The sequence below is a fragment of the Thermohalobaculum sp. genome, from assembly GCF_058622915.1.
Genome location: NZ_JBZSYN010000178.1, coordinates 1 through 15,856, shown reverse-complemented (window position 1 = coordinate 15,856; position 15,856 = coordinate 1). Strand labels below are relative to the sequence as shown.

Here is a 15,856-nt window from a genome sequence, read left to right as displayed (position 1 = left end):
AAGGAAGGAACGCGCCAATGCTTATGAAGGGCCTGAAATCCATGCTTGCCGGTGCTGCCGTGGCATCGGTCGTCGCCGCCGGCGGAGTGACCGCGGCCACAGCCGACACCATTGTGGTCGGCGGCAAGAACTTCACCGAACAGCAGATCCTGTCGTCAATCACGGCGCAGCTGCTCGAGGCGAAGGGATACAATGTGGACAATCGCTCGGGCATGGGCTCGGCCGCCGTGCGCCAGGCGATGGAGAATGGTCAGATCGACGTCTACTGGGAGTACACCGGCACGTCGCTCATAACCTACAACAAGGTGAAAGAGAAGCTCAACGCCGCCCAGACCTATGCCAAGGTCAAGGAGCTCGACGCCAAAAAGGGCATCGTGTGGCTGAATCCATCCAAGGCGAACAACACCTATGCGCTGGCGATGCGCCAGAAGGAGGCCGACAAGCTCAACATCCACACGCTCTCCGAGCTTGCGGCCCATGTGAACGCCAAGCATGACCTGACCTTCGCGTCCAACGCCGAGTTCTACGCCCGGCCGGACGGGTTGAAGCCGATGGAGAAGGCGTACGGTTTCCATTTCGAGCGCTCGCACATCAAGCGGATGGACTCCGGTCTCGTCTATCAGGCGCTGAAGAACGGTGACGTCGACGTAGGTCTTGTCTTCGCCACGGACGGACGGATCCCCGCATTCCACTTCGTCGTGCTCAAGGACGACAAAGGGTTCTTCCCCTCCTATGCGCTCTGCCCGGTGATCCGTGCCGAGGTGCTGAAGAAGCACCCCGACATCGGCCAGCTGCTGAACAAGGTCTCGGCGAAGCTGGATGACAAGGTGATGGCCGGCCTGAACGCGAAGGTGGATGTTGACAAGGTCTCGGTCGAGAACGTCGCCAAGGACTTCCTGAAGCAGAACGGTTTCATCTGAGGCAACCGCGCCGGGGCGCCTTTTGCGTCCCGGCGCCTGACGAGGACAACGTCCGTGCCGCGCAAACTCAAGATAGGCGCCGCGCAGTTCGCGAGCGCAATCGCTGATCTGGACACCAACATCGAGATCCACCTCGACTGGATCGAGCAGGGCCGCGCAATGGGCCTCGACCTTCTGGTCATGCCCGAGAGTTCGCTTACCGGGCATCACGGCGCGAAGAGCTTGCTGAGCGCCGCGATGCTCCGGACCGATCCGCGCCTCAGGCGCCTGGCCAGCGCCGCCGGCGACATGGCGGTGGTGGTCGGTTTCATCGAAGAGGGCCCAGCGGCCCAGTTCTACAACACCGCCGCCATCCTGCAGGGTGGGCGGCTGGTCTATCTTCACCGAAAGGTGAACCTGCCGACCTACGGCAAGCTCGAGGAAGGCAAGCACTACGCCTCGGGCCGCTTCGTCGATACTTATGCCATCGACGCGGACTGGCGCGCAGGTCTGCTGATCTGCGCCGACGCGTGGAATCCGGCCCTGACCCATCTCGCCTTCCTGCACGGCGCTACGCTCTTGATCACGCCGGTCAGCTCGGGCGTGGAGGCGGTCGGCGCCGATTTCGACAACCCGGGGGGCTGGGCCCTGACCATGCGCTTCTACTCGATGATGTACGGCGCGCCCTCGATCATGGTGAACCGCACCGGAAGCGAGGAGGACCTGACCTTCTGGGGTGGCTCGCGCATCGTCGACGCTTTCGGCCGCGAGATCGCGGTGGCCGGCAAGGAGCCCGAGTTGATCACCGCCGAGCTCGATTACGACCAGGTGCGCAAGGCGCGCCACCTGTTGCCAACCGTGCGAGACAGCAACATCTCGCTGATCCATCGCGAGACGGCGCGACTGATCGGCCAGCTCGGCGTGCCGGACTTCGTCCGCGAAGACGATTGAGGAGCCCATTCATGCGCGACTTCTTCCTGACCGACGAGGACCGGGCCTTCCGAGCTGAGATCCGGGACTTCCTCGACCACGAGTTGGCGCCGTGCTGCGAGGCCATCGAGCGCGAGGAAGACTGGGAAGCGGTCAAGCGGGTGGTCCGGGCCCTGGGTTCAGCGGGCTACATGAAGCTGATGTTCGCCGACCTCTACGGCGGATCGCTGAAGAATCCGGGGCTCACCCACGCCACGATCCTCTCGGAGGAGGCGGCCTATCTGAACTACGCCTTCGAGACCACCATCGCCACGGCGCTTTCCTGCGCTTACCCGCTCCACTCCCATGCACGTCCTGAGATCCGGGAGCGCTACCTCACCCCGATCCTCGAGGGCACCGCCATCGGGTCGATCTGCATGACCGAGCAGAATGTGGGCTCGGACAGCGCCGGGATGGAAACCCGCATCCGCTTCGACGAGACGACGCACGAATGGGTGATCGACGGCTTTAAGCGCTATATCTCCAACGCCTCGAAGTCGGACGTCTACATCGTGTGGGGGATCTCGGACCCCGACGTGGCGCCGCAGAAGGGCATGACCGCCGTCGCGGTGCCGGCCGGCACGCCCGGCATGTCGTTCCCGCGCACTTACAACTTCATGGGCCGGCGCGGCTGCGTCGTCGGCGAGGTGAAGCTCGAGGGCGTCCGGGTGCCGGAGGAGAACCTGCTCGGCCAGCTCAATGGCGGCTTCCGCATCATGCTGGGCGCCTTCAACTTCGAGCGGGTGATCCTTGGGGGCTCGGGTCTCGGCGTCGCGCGCTCGGCCTTCGATATCGCAAAGGGACATGCGCAGAACCGCGACGCCTTCGGCCAGAAGCTTGGCCAGAAGCAGCTTATCTGGGACATGGTCGCAAACATGAGCTGGAGGATCGACGCGACCGAGCTGCTGACCTACCGGGCCGCGAAGATGTATGATGCGAAAATCGACGGCAAGGACCTGATGCGCGAGGCCGCCCAAGCCAAGCTGATGGCGACCGAAACAGCCGTCTTCTGCTCGGACCGCACCGTCCAGATCCTCGGCGGCGACGGGATAACCCGCCAATATGGTCGGGCCGAGCAGATCTACCGCGACGCGCGCGCGCTGCCGATCGTCGGCGGCAGCTCCGAGATGAACAAGTACCTGATCGCCGCCCGCGAGATGCCGGCGATCAAGCCCAACCTCTGATCCCGCCGGAGGAGATGACATGAACGTCGCCCGCATTCTTGAAGCCTCGGTCGAGCGATATCCGAACCACACCGCCCTGATCTTCGAGGATCGCAAATGGACCTATGCCGAGTGGCTGGCCCGCGTTCGCCGCTTCGCCCAGGCATTGCAGGATATGGGCGTGCGCCCCGGCGACCGGGTTGCCTTCTATGTCTCCACCTCCGAGAATTCCGTCACGACCTATTTCGCCTGCCAACTCCTCGGTGCTGTCGCGGTGCCGTTGAACTTCCGCCTGAGCGCCGGCGAGGCAGCCTATATCGTGCAGGACTCGGGTGCCCGGATCTTCGTCTACGGCCGCTACCTGACTGAAAACGCCCTGAAGGTGCAGGCGCAGGTCAAGTCGGTGCATGACTTCATCGGCTGCGCCTATGACAAGGCGTTGATCCCCGACGGTCACCACCACTTCGAGACGCTGGCCGAGGAAACTGAGGACCGAGGCGAGCCGCGCCCAGCGCCCAGCGGCGACGACATTTCGGCGCTGGTCTACACCTCGGGCACCACCGGGCGGCCGAAGGGGGTAATGCACACGCATTCGAACGACCTCGCCATCGCGATGAACTGCGTGATGGAGTATGGGCTATCGCACAAGGACAATGCGTTGCACATCGCACCGCTCTATCACGTGGGCGGGATGCAGGCCTATTTCATCCCGCACATGATGGTCGGCGGCACCAATGTCGTGATGGGCCGCTATGAGGCCGAAAAGACACTGGAGGTGGTGCAGGCCGAGAAGATCAGCACCCTCTTCGCGGTGCCGACCCAAATCCAGGAGATGCTGTTCCACCCCCACTTCAGGGATTACAATGTCTCGTCGTTGCGCATGATCACCACCGGCGGCGCGGCGATCTCGTCGGCGACCATGGAGCGGGTGATCAACGAGTTCTGCCCGGGCATTTTCAACGGCTACGGCATGACCGAGGCGTCGCTGACGCTAATCCTCCACCCGGAGGACGCGCTGGCGAAGCTGGGCTCGTGCGGCAAGCCCACGCTGATCACCGAGGCCCGCGTCATCGTCAACGACCAATCGCGCGAGGTGCCGCCCTCCGAGACAGTGGAGCCGGACGAGATCGGCCAACTCATCGTCCGCGGGCCGCAGGCGATGGAGGGCTACTGGAACAAGCCGTTCGAGACCGCGAAGAAGCTGAAGGCCGGGTGGATCTACACCGGCGACCTCTTCTCGAGGGACGCGGACGGGTTCTACTACTTCCACGGTCGCGCCGACGACATGATCATCTCGGGCGGCGAGAACATCTATCCGCGCGAGGTCGAGGAGGTGCTCTACCGCTGCCCCGGCATCCAGGAGGCGGCGGTCGTCGGCCTGCCGGACGAGAAATGGGGCCAGGTGGTCACTGCCTTCGTCGTCGCCTCGGACCCCGAGCTGACAGGCGAGGCGGTCGATGCCTACTGCAAGACCAGCGACGACATCGCGCCTTACAAGCGGCCGAAGCGGTACTTCTTCATGGATGCGCTGCCCACGAACCCGAGCGGCAAGGTGCTGAAGCGCGAGCTCATTGCCGCGCATGCCCCTGCCGCCGCAGCCTGACAAGAGGGACAGCAAGATGACCGAGAAGCTGCTGTACGAGCAGGACGGCCCCATCGTCACCCTGACGCTGAATAACCCCGACTCGATGAACGCGATGACCGACCACGACATGTGTGCGGGCATCGTCGAGGCTTGCGAGCGGATGAACCGCGACCTCTCGGTCCGCTGCGCCATCCTGACCGGGGCGGGAAAGGCCTTTTCCTCGGGCGGCAACCTCAAGCATATGAAGGAGAAGCGCGAGACCTTCGCCGGCGACGCGCTTGCCGTGAAGGATGGCTACCGCGCCGGCATCCAGCGCGTCGCCAAGGCGCTGTGGGAATGCGAGGTGCCCCTGATCGCCGCCGTGAACGGCCCCTCCTACGGCGCCGGCTGCGACACCACCTGCCTTTGCGACATCCGCATTGCCTCGACCCGAGCCACCTTCGCCGAGAACTTCGTGCGCGTCGGCCTGATCTCGGGCGACGGCGGCGGCTGGTTGCTGCCCCGCCAGGTGGGCCTGAGCCGCGCCGCCGAGATGACCTTCACCGCCGAGCCGGTCAACGCCGAGACAGCGCTCGCCTGGGGTCTCGTCTCCAAGGTTGTCGAGCCTGACCAGTTGTTGCCGGAAGCCCGTGCGCTGGCCGAGCGGATCGCCAAAAATCCGCCCCGCCAGCTCCGCCTCGCCAAGCGGCTGCTGCGCGAGGGGCTGAACACCCGGCTTGACTCGCTCCTCGAACTGGCCGCTGCATATCAGGGGGCCTCGCACCAGACCGAGGACCACGAGGAGGCGGTCAACTCGCTTCTCGAGAAGCGCGCCGCGACCTTCACCGGGCGCTGACCCTGCCCCGCTTTTCGAAAGAATTCGGCCATGGCCACTCCTTTCCGCGACTTCGTCCACGACCTGCACTTCGCCGACCTGCCGCCTGAGGTGGTGCGCCATGCCCGCCGCTGGCTCCTCGATCTGATCGGGATCGCCGCGGGCGGCTCGACGACCGATCTCTCGCGCATCATTCGCGACCATGCCGCGGGACACTTCGGCGCCGGATCACAGCAAGCGCACATGCTGTTCGATGGCCGGGCCGTCAGCCCCGCGGGTGCGGCGCTCGCCGGCGGCATGACCATCGACTCCCTCGACGGGCACGACGGCCACAAGCTGACCAAGGGCCATGTCGGCTGCGGCAGCTTCCCCGCCCTGCTCGCATTCATGGAGGCGAAGGGGCAGCTCTCGGGCGAGGAGTTCCTCACCGCACTCGTTCTCGGCTACGAGATCGGCACCCGTGCCGGCATCGCGCTCCACCGCACCGCCTGCGACTATCACACGTCGGGCGCCTGGATCGCCGTCACCTGCGCCGCGCTTGGCGCGCGCGTCCTTGGCCTCGATGCCGGGCGGACCCGCGAAGCCATCGGTATCGCCGAGTACCATGGTCCCCGCAGCCAGATGATGCGTTGCATCGACCACCCGACCATGGTCAAGGACGGTTCCGGCTGGGGCGCCATGGCGGGCGTCTCGGCAGCCTATCTCGCCGCCGAGGGCTTCACCGGCGCCCCCGCTGTGACCGTAGAGGGCGAGGACGTCGCAGATCTGTGGGGCAATCTCGGGCAGACCTGGCGGATTTACGAACAGTACTGCAAGCCTTACCCCGTCTGCCGCTGGGCACAGCCCCCGCTGCAGGCGGCGCTCGACCTGCGGGAAGCGCACGGTCTGACCTCGGATATGATCGAGCGGATCGAGGTTGTGACGTTCCATCAGTCGCTTCGCCTCGCAACGCGGCGTCCGACGACAACCGAGCAGGCACAGTACTCCACCGCCTTCCCTGTTGCCGCCGCCGTGGTGCGAGGGCGCGTTGGGCCGGAAGAGGTGAGCCCATCCACCTTCAACGATCCGGAGGTCCTGCGCCTCTCGGAAGGGATGATCCTAACCGAGGCGGCCGAGTACAATGCCGCCTTTCCCGCGCGACGCATCGCCCATGTCGTCCTGGTGCTGAAGGACGGTCGGCGCCTGGCGTCAGTCCCGACGGAAGCGCGGGGCGATCCAGAGGCCCCGGTCACGGAAGCGGAGGTGCGGGAAAAGTTCTATGGCCTGGCCGATTCCGTTTGCGGTCGCCCGCGAGCGGCGGAGATCGCAATGGCGGTGGACAGCCTGGGCATTGGTGGAGAGGTCGATCGGTTGCTCGGCCATGTCACGCGACCCGTCAGCGACATCGAGAACGCGACGGCTGACAGCGAAAAATGCGGCAGTCGACCTGGCGCTCGAGGATTTTCGGCACCAGTAGGGGCGGCTACGGCTTCCCGACCGTGACGCCGCTTTGAAACGCTACTGCTAACGCGTTTCCCATCTATTTCGGATCATATTCTGCGGCTTCGAAGTCGTTCCGGCCCTCGTCTGGTGTAAACAGGTCGATGAGGCGGCCGATGGCGATCCAGAGGCCGTCAACGGTACGCTCGGCGGCCTTGCGCAGCAGCGCCTTGAGCTTGGCGAAGGCCATCTCGATGCAGTTGAAGTCCGGGCTGTATGGCGGGAGATAGAGCAGGCTGGCGCCGGCCGCCTCGATCAGTTGGCGCACCTTCGGCCCCTTGTGGCCGGAGAGGTTGTCCATGATGACAATGTCGCCGGGGCGCAGATCGGGACCGACAAGATGCTCGATGTAAGCGTCGACGGCGTCGCGGTCGATCGCGTGTGACCTCCGGATGGAAAGTGGACCACGGAATCGGTCGGATGGTCTGACCATTGCGGGGTAAAACTCCGCCACCTTCACGCCTGACGCAAACGAGCTGAAGGCGGGGAGATGTATTCTGTGGAACTTTACAGGCGGGTGCGCCGGGCGTGCCATGTCGAGGGTATGAGCCAGCCGGCGGCCTCCGCCATCGGCGTTGATTTCGATCTCGGACATAAGCACATGCTCAAGGAGATCCCCAAGCCTCCAAACTCATGCCCGACTGTCCGGTCGAAACAGGGGCCAATTCAGTCTGCTGCTTCCACGGTGCTTCCAGTACCACCAACCGCAGCGCCCCGGCTGGAATCAAGAAGCCCTCAAGCCACTGGCTTGAGGGTAATTTTATCGTGGCGGGGGCGTGAAACCACCGACAGTTTATCTCCCCGACTGTTATTGACCGAACCCTCATTGGGGGGCCGTAACCAGCGTTGTCTGCCGAAGGTACGTTCTGTTCTCCTGCCCCGGGTCGGCTTCATATTAAGGCTATAGAATGGCAGAAAAATTGACCTCGGGAGACGGTGAGACGGTTTGGGTCTTCGAACTGCCCATTAGGAAGGCGCCAAAGCTCCCCGGAAAACTTTGACGACGGATAGACGCCGGTCTATGGAGGGATAGGCGAGATATGCCCCGACGCTGCGGCACTTAGCGGCGTTCGCCGACGGCAGAGGCTGTTGCGCCATGCTCGCAATGCAGAAGAGCCCAATCAACAATGTAGAAGGGAGAGAACAATGAGACTATCTAGACTTATTGGTGGACTTGTCAGCGTTGGGCTCTTAGTCAGCACTCAGGCCGCGCAGGCGCAGGACCAGATCACTGTCGCCTATTTCCTCGAATGGGCTATGCCGTTCGAATACGCCAAGGCCCACCACCAGTTCGAGAAAGAGATGGGCGTCAAGATCAACTGGCGCTCCTTCGATACAGGCACCGCAATGAGTGCAGCGATGGCTTCGGGCGACGTGCAACTGGCGGTGAGCCAGGGCATTCCACCCTTCATTGTCGCCACTTCGGCAGGACAGGACCTGCAGCTCGTCGACGTCGCCGTGAGCTATGCGGGCAACGACAACTGCGTGGTCTCCAACCGCCTCGACATCACCAAGGCAAACGTCAAGGAGCTCGAGGGCAAGAAGGTCGCCGTGCCGATCGGCACTGCCGCGCAATATGACTTCCTCAAGCAGATGGAGCATTTCGGCGTCGATACCTCGACAATGCAGATTGTTGACATGGCGCCTGCCGACGGCGCTGTGGCGCTGGCACAGGGCAATGTCGACATGGCCTGCGGTTTTGGCGGCGGACTTCAGCGCATGGAAGAAAATGGCCATGTGCTCTTGACGGGTCCAGAAAAAGACGCGATCGGCCTCCACGTCTATGATGGCATCACCGGGCCGGCCGAGTTTGTTGCATCTAAGCCCGATCTGGTGGCCAAGTTCCTCCATGTCGTGCACGAGATGAATGACAAGTGGAACTCGGGCGATGCGGCAAAGAAGCAAATGCTGCCAGCGATCGCCAAGGACGCTGGCATGGATCTCAGTGCCGCCAAGTCGATGCTCAAGGGCTTCTCGTTCCTGGACTACAAGACGACGCTCAGCAAGGCTTGGCTGGGCGGTGGGACGCAGAAGTATCTCAAGGACGTCGCCGACTTCTTCCATTCGACGGGCAACATCCCGAAGGTCCGCAGTAGCTACGACGATGCAGTGAATGCGGGTCCTCTGAAAGCCGCTTCGAAAATGTAGCCAAATATGGCGGCCGGGACATTGGTACCGGCCGCCCCGATCTCGGCGGTCATTTTCGGAAAAGCCATGTCAGGCCTGTCGATCCAGAATGTCTCGATGCGCTTCGACCTGCCCAACGGCGTGTCGATCCAGGCGCTGAAAGACGTGTCGCTCGACATCGAGGAGGGCGAGATCCTCTCGGTCCTCGGTCCCTCGGGCTGCGGCAAGACTACCCTTCTCAACATCATCGCCGGCTTCCTTGCCCCCAGCGAGGGAGAGGTGACGCTGGCCGGCAAGCCGGTGCTCGGCCCCGGCCCCGAGCGCGGCATGGTTTTCCAGCAAGGCGCGTTGTTCGAATGGATGAGCGTGCGTGAGAATGTCGACTTCGGCCCGCGCATGAAGGGCATGCGCAAGGCCGACCGGCGCAAGATTTCGGACGATCTGCTCGACACCGTCGGGCTTGGCGGATTCAAGGAGAAGGCCGTCTACGAATTGTCGGGCGGCATGCAGCAGCGCGTCGCGCTGGCGCGCTGCCTGGCCAACGACCCCGAAGTTATCCTGATGGACGAGCCACTCGGCGCGCTCGATGCCTTGACGCGCGAAAAGATGCAGGGCCTTGTGCTGAGATTGTGGAAAGACACCGGCAAGACGGTCGTCCTGATCACGCATTCGGTCGAGGAGGCGCTGCTCTTGGGCGAGCGGCTGGTGGTAATGGCGCCGCGTCCGGGCCGGATCTTCCGCGAATATCGCCTGCCCTTCGCCGACCGCGGCGTCGGCGCCGACTTGCGGGACGTCAAGAAATCCGAGGGCTTCGCCGAGAAGCGCGAGGAGATCCTGTCGATGATCTGGGGCATGGAGGAGGAAATCATGGGCCGGAGTGAAGGTGCGGCATGATCGTTCTGCTCGCCTATATCGCCATCTTTGTCATCTCCTTCCTAGTGTTGCGCCTTGTGCGCGGCCGCCGCGAGAAGCACGACCTGACCGGCCGTAAGACGGTGACCTTCGGCGACGAAAGCGCGGTGACCCCCGATCGCGCGGCCTCCGTCATCTCGATTATCGCGATCTTCCTGATCTGGGGTGCTTTCACCGGCTCGCGCTGGGTGCCCTTCCACGTGCCAGGGCCATTCATCGGCACGACCTCCTTCACCTACACGCTGAAGGACAAGCAGGGTGCGACCGCAAAGGGCAAGGTCGAGACGGTGGTCTATCCCGTCGGCCACGAGCCGGATCTGCCGAAGCCCGCAAAGGCCGATGGCTTCGCCCCCAATGTCGTGACCAAGGCCGCCGTATGGCGCAGCGCACTGATCTACACCCATGCGCCCGCGGGCAGCACGGTCGTCGCCGTCGATGGCCATCCTATCGTCCCGGACAAGACCTTCCGTATCGCGCATGGCAGCCTCAAGGTGACGCGTAGCGGCGCCTTCGTCCTGGTCCCCGACACGGGCATGCAGATCGAGCCGATCTGGCTGCCCACGCCCGAGGCGGTGATCCATCGCCTGATCGAGATCGCCCATAGCGGCTATCGGGGCGTATCGCTGTGGGGGCATCTTAGCTCGTCGCTGATGCGCGTCGTGCTGGGCATGATCGGTGGCGCGGCCGTCGGTATCCCGCTCGGCTATGCAATGGGGCTGTCGAGCTGGTTCCGCGGCTGGTTCGACCCGATCGTCGAATTCATGCGCCCCGTGCCGCCGCTTGCGCTGATCCCGCTTGTCATCATCTGGTTCGGCATCTGGGAGACGGGCAAGATCGTGCTTCTGTTCTTGGCCGCACTGTGGATCATGGTGATCGCTGCCCGTGCCGGCGTGTCGGGGGTGAACATTACCAAGATCCACGCCGCCTACTCGCTCGGGGCCTCGAAACGGCAAATACTCTTCCACGTCATCGTCCCTAACTCGCTGCCCGAGATCTTCACCGGCGCACGCGTGGCAATGGGTGTATGCTGGGGCACAGTGGTGGCCGCTGAGCTCGTTGCCGCACAAAAGGGCGTCGGCATGATGATCATGGTTGCCTCGAAATTTCAGCTCACCGACATCGTAGTCATGGGCATCATCCTTATCGGCATCATCGGCTATTCGATCGATATGCTGATGCGCGCGGCCGAGCGCTATTTCGTGCCGTGGAAAGGGCGCAGTTGAGCTGTCGATCCTTAATTTGAGACCACCAATCCCATCGACGATGGCTTTGTAAGCTATTTTTGACTCCCGCTCACGACAAACGGCAAGCAACACGTAACAATACTACGCTGATCTCCTCTCGCTTCTGCTTCCACAGCGCTTTTGAAGCTGCGTCATGTGGGATCTCGGGTGGAATCCAAGGCCCCCAATGCATTGCGCTTGGGACATTTTTGCGAAGCAGGATTAGGACTTTGTCTTGCGGTTCGCGGCGATGGGCTTGCCCTCTGTTTCCGTTTGCACGATATAGCTGGCCTGACATCGACTCCTCAATCTGCCCTTTGCGACGCCAATCGGGTAGATGAAGCGCCGCCGCTCAAAGCGCACAAACAACATTACGTTCCTCGACCCGCAGGGGCCGTGGCCGCCACGCAAGGGAACTGAGGCGCCTCCTGTTCCGCTAATTCAATCGTTCCGGCGTGAGACCTGATCGATATCCTCTTATTCCGCCGCCTCTTCGACGACATCGCCGGCTTGTCTTAGCGCCGCCGCGAGCGCGGCATGCTTGTTCGCCAGATGCGCCTTCATCAGTAAGGCCAAGCGCGGACCGTCCCGGGCCTCGAGTGCGGCCAGAATCTGGTCATGCTCGCCAATTGCCTCCGCCCAGCGGCCGGAACAGCGGTTTGCCATGAAGCGGGCGCGACGTACTCGAGTCGAAAAGCTGTCTAGCAACTCGCTCAGCTGTGCGTTGCCGGCAATCTCGCGGATCACCCGGTGCATCCGTTCATTCAGGCGGAAGTATTCGTCCAGGTCACCGGCGGAATGGCTGTCGATCATTTGCTCTTGCAGCCGCCGCAACTGGCGAAGCTCGGTATTCGTGATCCTTGTGCAGGCGAGTTCGCCGGCCAGCGCCTCGAGGGCACCGATGATCGGGAATGTTTCGGCGAGATCAGAAAGCATGATCTCGGCCACGCGCGCGCCCCGGTGCGGCGTGATGCGCACAAGGCCTTCGGCGGCGAGCAGGCGCATCGCCTCGCGAAACGGGGTGCGACTGACGCCCAGCCGGTCGCACAGGGATTTCTCGTCGATCTTCGCCCCCGGTTCCAGCGCGCCATTGATGATGAGCTTCCTCAGCTTTTCGGCGACGCTGTCAGGCAGGGATTGCCGAGGGATGGGCCGGAGCCGAACGACGCTCATCACCTGCCGCCCGGTCGGCTGAAGGACAGTGCAGGACTTCCATGCCATAGCCCTTCAGGATCGGAGCTGCCGGACGGAGCCTCGTTCCCATCCCGGTTATGGAGGCGTTGCTCAAGGTTTCTGATCTTCACCATTGACCGTGAGGCCCCTCTCGCATTCTGTATACAAAATCCTATAGCATTCTTCCGGCGATGGTGCAAAGCTCAGCAGTGGGCGCGATGCGCCACGATGCAGCTCACAAGGGCAGCCGAACCGCGCAGGACAGGAGGCGTGCTCGCCGTTATGAAGATTCTGATACAGGAGTGAAGACGTTTCGCCGCCGGATGCGCCCCGCCGTCCCGCGGCGATGGGGGGCCAGAGGAGCCCCGTTTGCCGGCCAGACCCGGGGCCACAGGGTCGGCCACGAAAAACTAAGCCAAGGGAGAAAGCAGCTCATGAAACTCACCGCTCTCATTGCTGGCGCCGCCGTCGCGGCACTCTTCGCAAGCGGCGCGTCCGCGGCCCAGATGACGCTCAAGTTCGGCCATGTTGGCGAGCCGGGCTCGCTGTTCCAAGTCACGGTCGATCACTTCGCCAAGTGCGCCAACGGCAAGCTCGGCGACAAGGCCAAGGTCGAGACCTACGGGTCGAGCCAGCTCGGCAACGACCAGGAGCTTCTGCAGAAGCTCCTGCTCGGCCAGGTGGACTTCTCGCTGCCCTCCTCGGTGATGAGTTCGGTGGACGACACCTTCGGCATCTTCGAGATGCCCTACATCATCAAGAACCGCGACCAGATGCGCCGCGTCTGGAAACAGATGAAGCCGATTTTCGAGAAGGCGGCCGAGAGGCACGGCTACTACATCGTCGGCCTGATGGAGAACGGTTTCCGGCAGATCACCAACAATGTCCGGCCGATCTACAAGCCCGATGATCTCAAGGGCATCAAGCTGCGCACGCCGAAGGGCGCGTGGCGCGTCAAAATGTTCAAGCTCTATGGCGCGAATCCGACGCCGATGGCGTTCTCGGACGTGTTCACTGCGCTGAAGACCGGCGTGATCGACGGGCAGGAGAACCCGCTCGCGCAGATCGTCAGCGCGCATTTCCAGGAGGTGCAGAAGTACCTCTCGCTGACTGACCACGTCTACACGCCGGCCTATATCCTGGCATCGAAGAAGCACTTCGATGCGTTGCCGGGCGACGTGAAGCAGGCGCTCGAAGCGTGCGGCAACGACGCGCAGGACTTCGCCTACAAGACCGCGGCGCAGATGGACAAGGACCTGCTGCAGAAGGTCAAGGATGCGGGCGTCAAGGTGAACAAGGCCGACAAGCAGGCCTTCATCGATGCCTCGGGGCCGATCTATAAGGAGTTCGCCAAGGAGGTCGACGGCGGCCAGAAGCTGATCAACCAGGTACAGAGCCTGGCCAGCGGCACCTGAGCCGTTCCCGCGGCCGGGTGCAGGGCGCCCGGCCGCCACGTTCTTGTGTCCCGCGCCGGCTTGCGGTGCGGGGCTCTTTTTCCGAAAGGCCCGCCCACTGATGCTGAAATCCGCCGCCCGGGTCGTCGAACTGGTGCTCGAGTTGTTCACCATCTTTCTGATGGTGCTGCTGACCGTCACCGTGATCGTCGCCGTGTTCGCGCGCATCTCGGGGAACAGCTTTTCGTGGTATGACGAGGTCGCAGCGATCATGCTGTCCTGGATCACGTATTACGGCTCGGCGCTGGCCGCGCTTAAGCGCCGGCACATTGGTTTCGACTCCGTGCTGCTCGCGCTGCCGCGGACACTGCGGATCGCTGCCGCTCTCTTCGCCGAGGCGGTAATCATCGGGTTCTTCGGCCTGCTTGCCTGGGCGGGCTGGGAGGTGCTGCTGGTGCTCCAGGGCATGTCTCTGGTCTCGCTCACCTGGGTTCCGGTGCAGTTCACGCAGTCGGTGATCCCGATCGGCGCGGCGCTCTTCATCCTGTGCGAGCTGTTGAGCCTGCCGCGGTATCTGAGCGCCACCGCCCGCGGCGTCTCGCTGGAGGAGGACGAGCGGGAGGAGATCGAACCGGCGACACGCGAGTCGGCCGAGCAGGCGCCAACGGGCCGCTGACATGCTGATCCTCTGGCTCTTCGTCGTCCTTGTGGTGCTCATCTGCATCAACGTGCCGATCGCGGTGAGCCTGGCGGTGGCCGGGGTGCTCGGGCTGGTCACGGCCGAGGGGCCGGGGAGCGTGGTCAACGTCGCGCTCGACATGTACAACGGCTCGACCAAGTTCGAGCTGATCGCGATCCCGATGTTCGTGCTCGCCGGCGCGATCATGAATGCGGGCGGCATCACCGAGCGGCTGATCAATTTCGTCTCGGCGTTGATCGGCTTCGTCCGCGGCGGCCTTGCCATGGTCACGATCGGCGTCTCGCTGTTCTTCGCCGAGATTTCGGGCAGTGCGGTCGCCGACGTGGCAGCGCTCGGCTCGATCCTGATCCCGGCGATGAAGAAGCGCGGCTATGGCGGGCCGCTCGCGGCGGCCGTGACCTCGTCCTCGGCCTCGCTCGCGATCATCATCCCGCCCTCGATCCCGATGATCCTCTATGCCGCCTCCGCCGGCACCTCGGTCGAGCAGCTCTTCGTCGCGGGCTTCATCCCCGGCCTGATCGGCGCCATCGGGCTGATGGGCGTCGCCTTCATCTTCGCGCGCCGCTACGACCTGCCGACCGAGGCGGCGTTCGACATGTCGCGCCTGCGTGCGACATTTGTCGACGCACTTCCCGCCTTCGCATTGCCGGTCATCATCCTCGGCGGCATCTTCGGCGGCTTCGTGACCGCAACCGAGGCGGCCGGTCTCGCCGTGCTCGCCGCGGTTCTAGTCGGCGCCTGGTACCGGCAGGTGGACTTCGCGCATCTTCGCCGCGCGATGCTGGACGGCGGCATCCAGACCGCGGTCGTGATGCTGCTGGTCGCGGCGAGCGTGGTGATGGGCGGGTTCCTAACCCGCGCCCGCATCCCGCAGGAGCTGGCGCACGGCATCCTCCATCTGACCTCGCATCAGTGGGTCGTGCTGCTGATCCTGAACGTCTTTTTCCTGGTGATCGGATTCTTCCTGCACTCGGCGGCGGCGATTATCCTAGTGGTGCCGATCATCGTGCCGCTGATGCACGCGAGCGGCATCGACCCGGTGCATTTCGGGCTGGTGGTGACGCTGAATCTGGCGATCGGACAGCAGACGCCGCCCGTGGCGAGCGTGCTGATCACCTCCTGCGCGGTGGCCCGCGCCAACATCTGGGAGGTCTCGAAGATCAACGTCTGGTTCGTCGGCGTGCTGCTGTTCGTGCTCCTGCTTTGCACCTATGTGCCAGCGGTCCCGATGTTTCTGGTCAACTATTTCTATCGCTGAGGGCGCACGAGCCACGGATTAGGCTGTGTGGACGGATTTGATCAAGATGAGGGCTGCGGCGAGGGCGACGAAAGACCTGAAGTTTCGTGCGGTCTTCTCGCAGCGCAGGGCGATGCGCTTGAAGCGTTTGAGCTTTCCGACGGCCTGCTCGATGCGGGCG

Annotated in this window: 13 protein-coding genes and 1 pseudogene; 12 read left to right on the top strand and 2 right to left on the bottom strand. The window is 63.5% G+C overall.

Features of this window, described 5'->3' with window-relative positions:
• Positions 1–17 precede the first annotated feature (17 nt).
• Genes AC32QD_RS13555 through AC32QD_RS13530 form a run of 6 tightly spaced genes read left to right on the top strand, consistent with a single transcriptional unit; the run spans position 18 to position 6,912 of the window.
• Positions 18–920 carry a glycine betaine ABC transporter substrate-binding protein gene (locus AC32QD_RS13555; RefSeq protein ID WP_492011037.1) on the top strand — a complete coding sequence of 301 codons (903 nt, stop codon included), beginning with the start codon at positions 18–20 and terminating at the stop codon, positions 918–920.
• A 54-nt stretch (positions 921–974) separates the two neighbouring features.
• Positions 975–1,850, top strand: a complete 876-nt coding sequence (locus tag AC32QD_RS13550) for a nitrilase-related carbon-nitrogen hydrolase (protein ID WP_492011036.1) — start codon at positions 975–977, stop codon at positions 1,848–1,850.
• An 11-nt stretch (positions 1,851–1,861) separates the two neighbouring features.
• Positions 1,862–3,052 carry an acyl-CoA dehydrogenase family protein gene (locus AC32QD_RS13545; protein ID WP_492011035.1) on the top strand — a complete coding sequence of 397 codons (1,191 nt, stop codon included), beginning with the start codon at positions 1,862–1,864 and terminating at the stop codon, positions 3,050–3,052.
• Between the two features lie 19 nt (positions 3,053–3,071).
• Positions 3,072–4,634 (top strand): class I adenylate-forming enzyme family protein, encoded by a 1,563-nt coding sequence (locus tag AC32QD_RS13540; protein WP_492011034.1) that lies wholly within the window; start codon positions 3,072–3,074, stop codon positions 4,632–4,634.
• Between the two features lie 16 nt (positions 4,635–4,650).
• Positions 4,651–5,451, top strand: coding sequence for a crotonase/enoyl-CoA hydratase family protein (locus AC32QD_RS13535; protein WP_492011033.1), 801 nt, complete (start codon positions 4,651–4,653; stop codon positions 5,449–5,451).
• Between the two features lie 30 nt (positions 5,452–5,481).
• On the top strand, positions 5,482–6,912 hold the full coding sequence (locus AC32QD_RS13530; RefSeq protein ID WP_492011032.1) for an MmgE/PrpD family protein: 1,431 nt from the start codon (positions 5,482–5,484) through the stop codon (positions 6,910–6,912).
• Between the two features lie 37 nt (positions 6,913–6,949).
• On the opposite strand, the pseudogene AC32QD_RS13525 reads toward AC32QD_RS13530, so the two are convergent.
• A pseudogene (locus AC32QD_RS13525) lies at positions 6,950–7,321 on the bottom strand (transposase); the annotation flags it as partial.
• A gap of 734 nt (positions 7,322–8,055) precedes the next feature.
• On the opposite strand from AC32QD_RS13525, the gene AC32QD_RS13520 reads away from it, so the two are divergent.
• The 3 genes from AC32QD_RS13520 (at position 8,056) to AC32QD_RS13510 (ending at position 11,171) form a co-directional block, all read left to right on the top strand.
• The gene (locus AC32QD_RS13520) at positions 8,056–9,057 is read left to right on the top strand and encodes a taurine ABC transporter substrate-binding protein (protein ID WP_492011031.1); all 1,002 of its coding nucleotides are present in this window, start codon (positions 8,056–8,058) and stop codon (positions 9,055–9,057) included.
• Between the two features lie 66 nt (positions 9,058–9,123).
• On the top strand, positions 9,124–9,930 hold the full coding sequence (locus AC32QD_RS13515) for a taurine ABC transporter ATP-binding protein (protein ID WP_492011030.1): 807 nt from the start codon (positions 9,124–9,126) through the stop codon (positions 9,928–9,930).
• Entirely contained in the window at positions 9,927–11,171 is a 1,245-nt protein-coding gene (locus AC32QD_RS13510) for an ABC transporter permease subunit (protein ID WP_492011029.1), read from the top strand. Before AC32QD_RS13515 ends, AC32QD_RS13510 begins: the two co-directional genes overlap by 4 nt.
• 477 nt (positions 11,172–11,648) lie before the next feature.
• On the opposite strand, the gene AC32QD_RS13505 is transcribed toward AC32QD_RS13510, so the two are convergent.
• On the bottom strand, positions 11,649–12,344 hold the full coding sequence (locus AC32QD_RS13505) for a GntR family transcriptional regulator (RefSeq protein WP_492011028.1): 696 nt from the start codon (positions 12,342–12,344) through the stop codon (positions 11,649–11,651).
• A gap of 434 nt (positions 12,345–12,778) precedes the next feature.
• Here AC32QD_RS13505 and AC32QD_RS13500 point away from each other — a divergent pair, with 434 nt between their 5' ends.
• The 3 genes from AC32QD_RS13500 (at position 12,779) to AC32QD_RS13490 (ending at position 15,696) form a co-directional block, all read left to right on the top strand.
• On the top strand, positions 12,779–13,759 hold the full coding sequence (locus AC32QD_RS13500; protein WP_492011027.1) for a TRAP transporter substrate-binding protein: 981 nt from the start codon (positions 12,779–12,781) through the stop codon (positions 13,757–13,759).
• A 100-nt stretch (positions 13,760–13,859) separates the two neighbouring features.
• Positions 13,860–14,414 carry a TRAP transporter small permease gene (locus AC32QD_RS13495; RefSeq protein ID WP_492011026.1) on the top strand — a complete coding sequence of 185 codons (555 nt, stop codon included), beginning with the start codon at positions 13,860–13,862 and terminating at the stop codon, positions 14,412–14,414.
• Position 14,415: 1 nt separating this feature from the next.
• The gene (locus tag AC32QD_RS13490; protein WP_492011025.1) at positions 14,416–15,696 is read left to right on the top strand and encodes a TRAP transporter large permease; all 1,281 of its coding nucleotides are present in this window, start codon (positions 14,416–14,418) and stop codon (positions 15,694–15,696) included.
• The last annotated feature ends 160 nt before the right edge of the window (positions 15,697–15,856 follow it).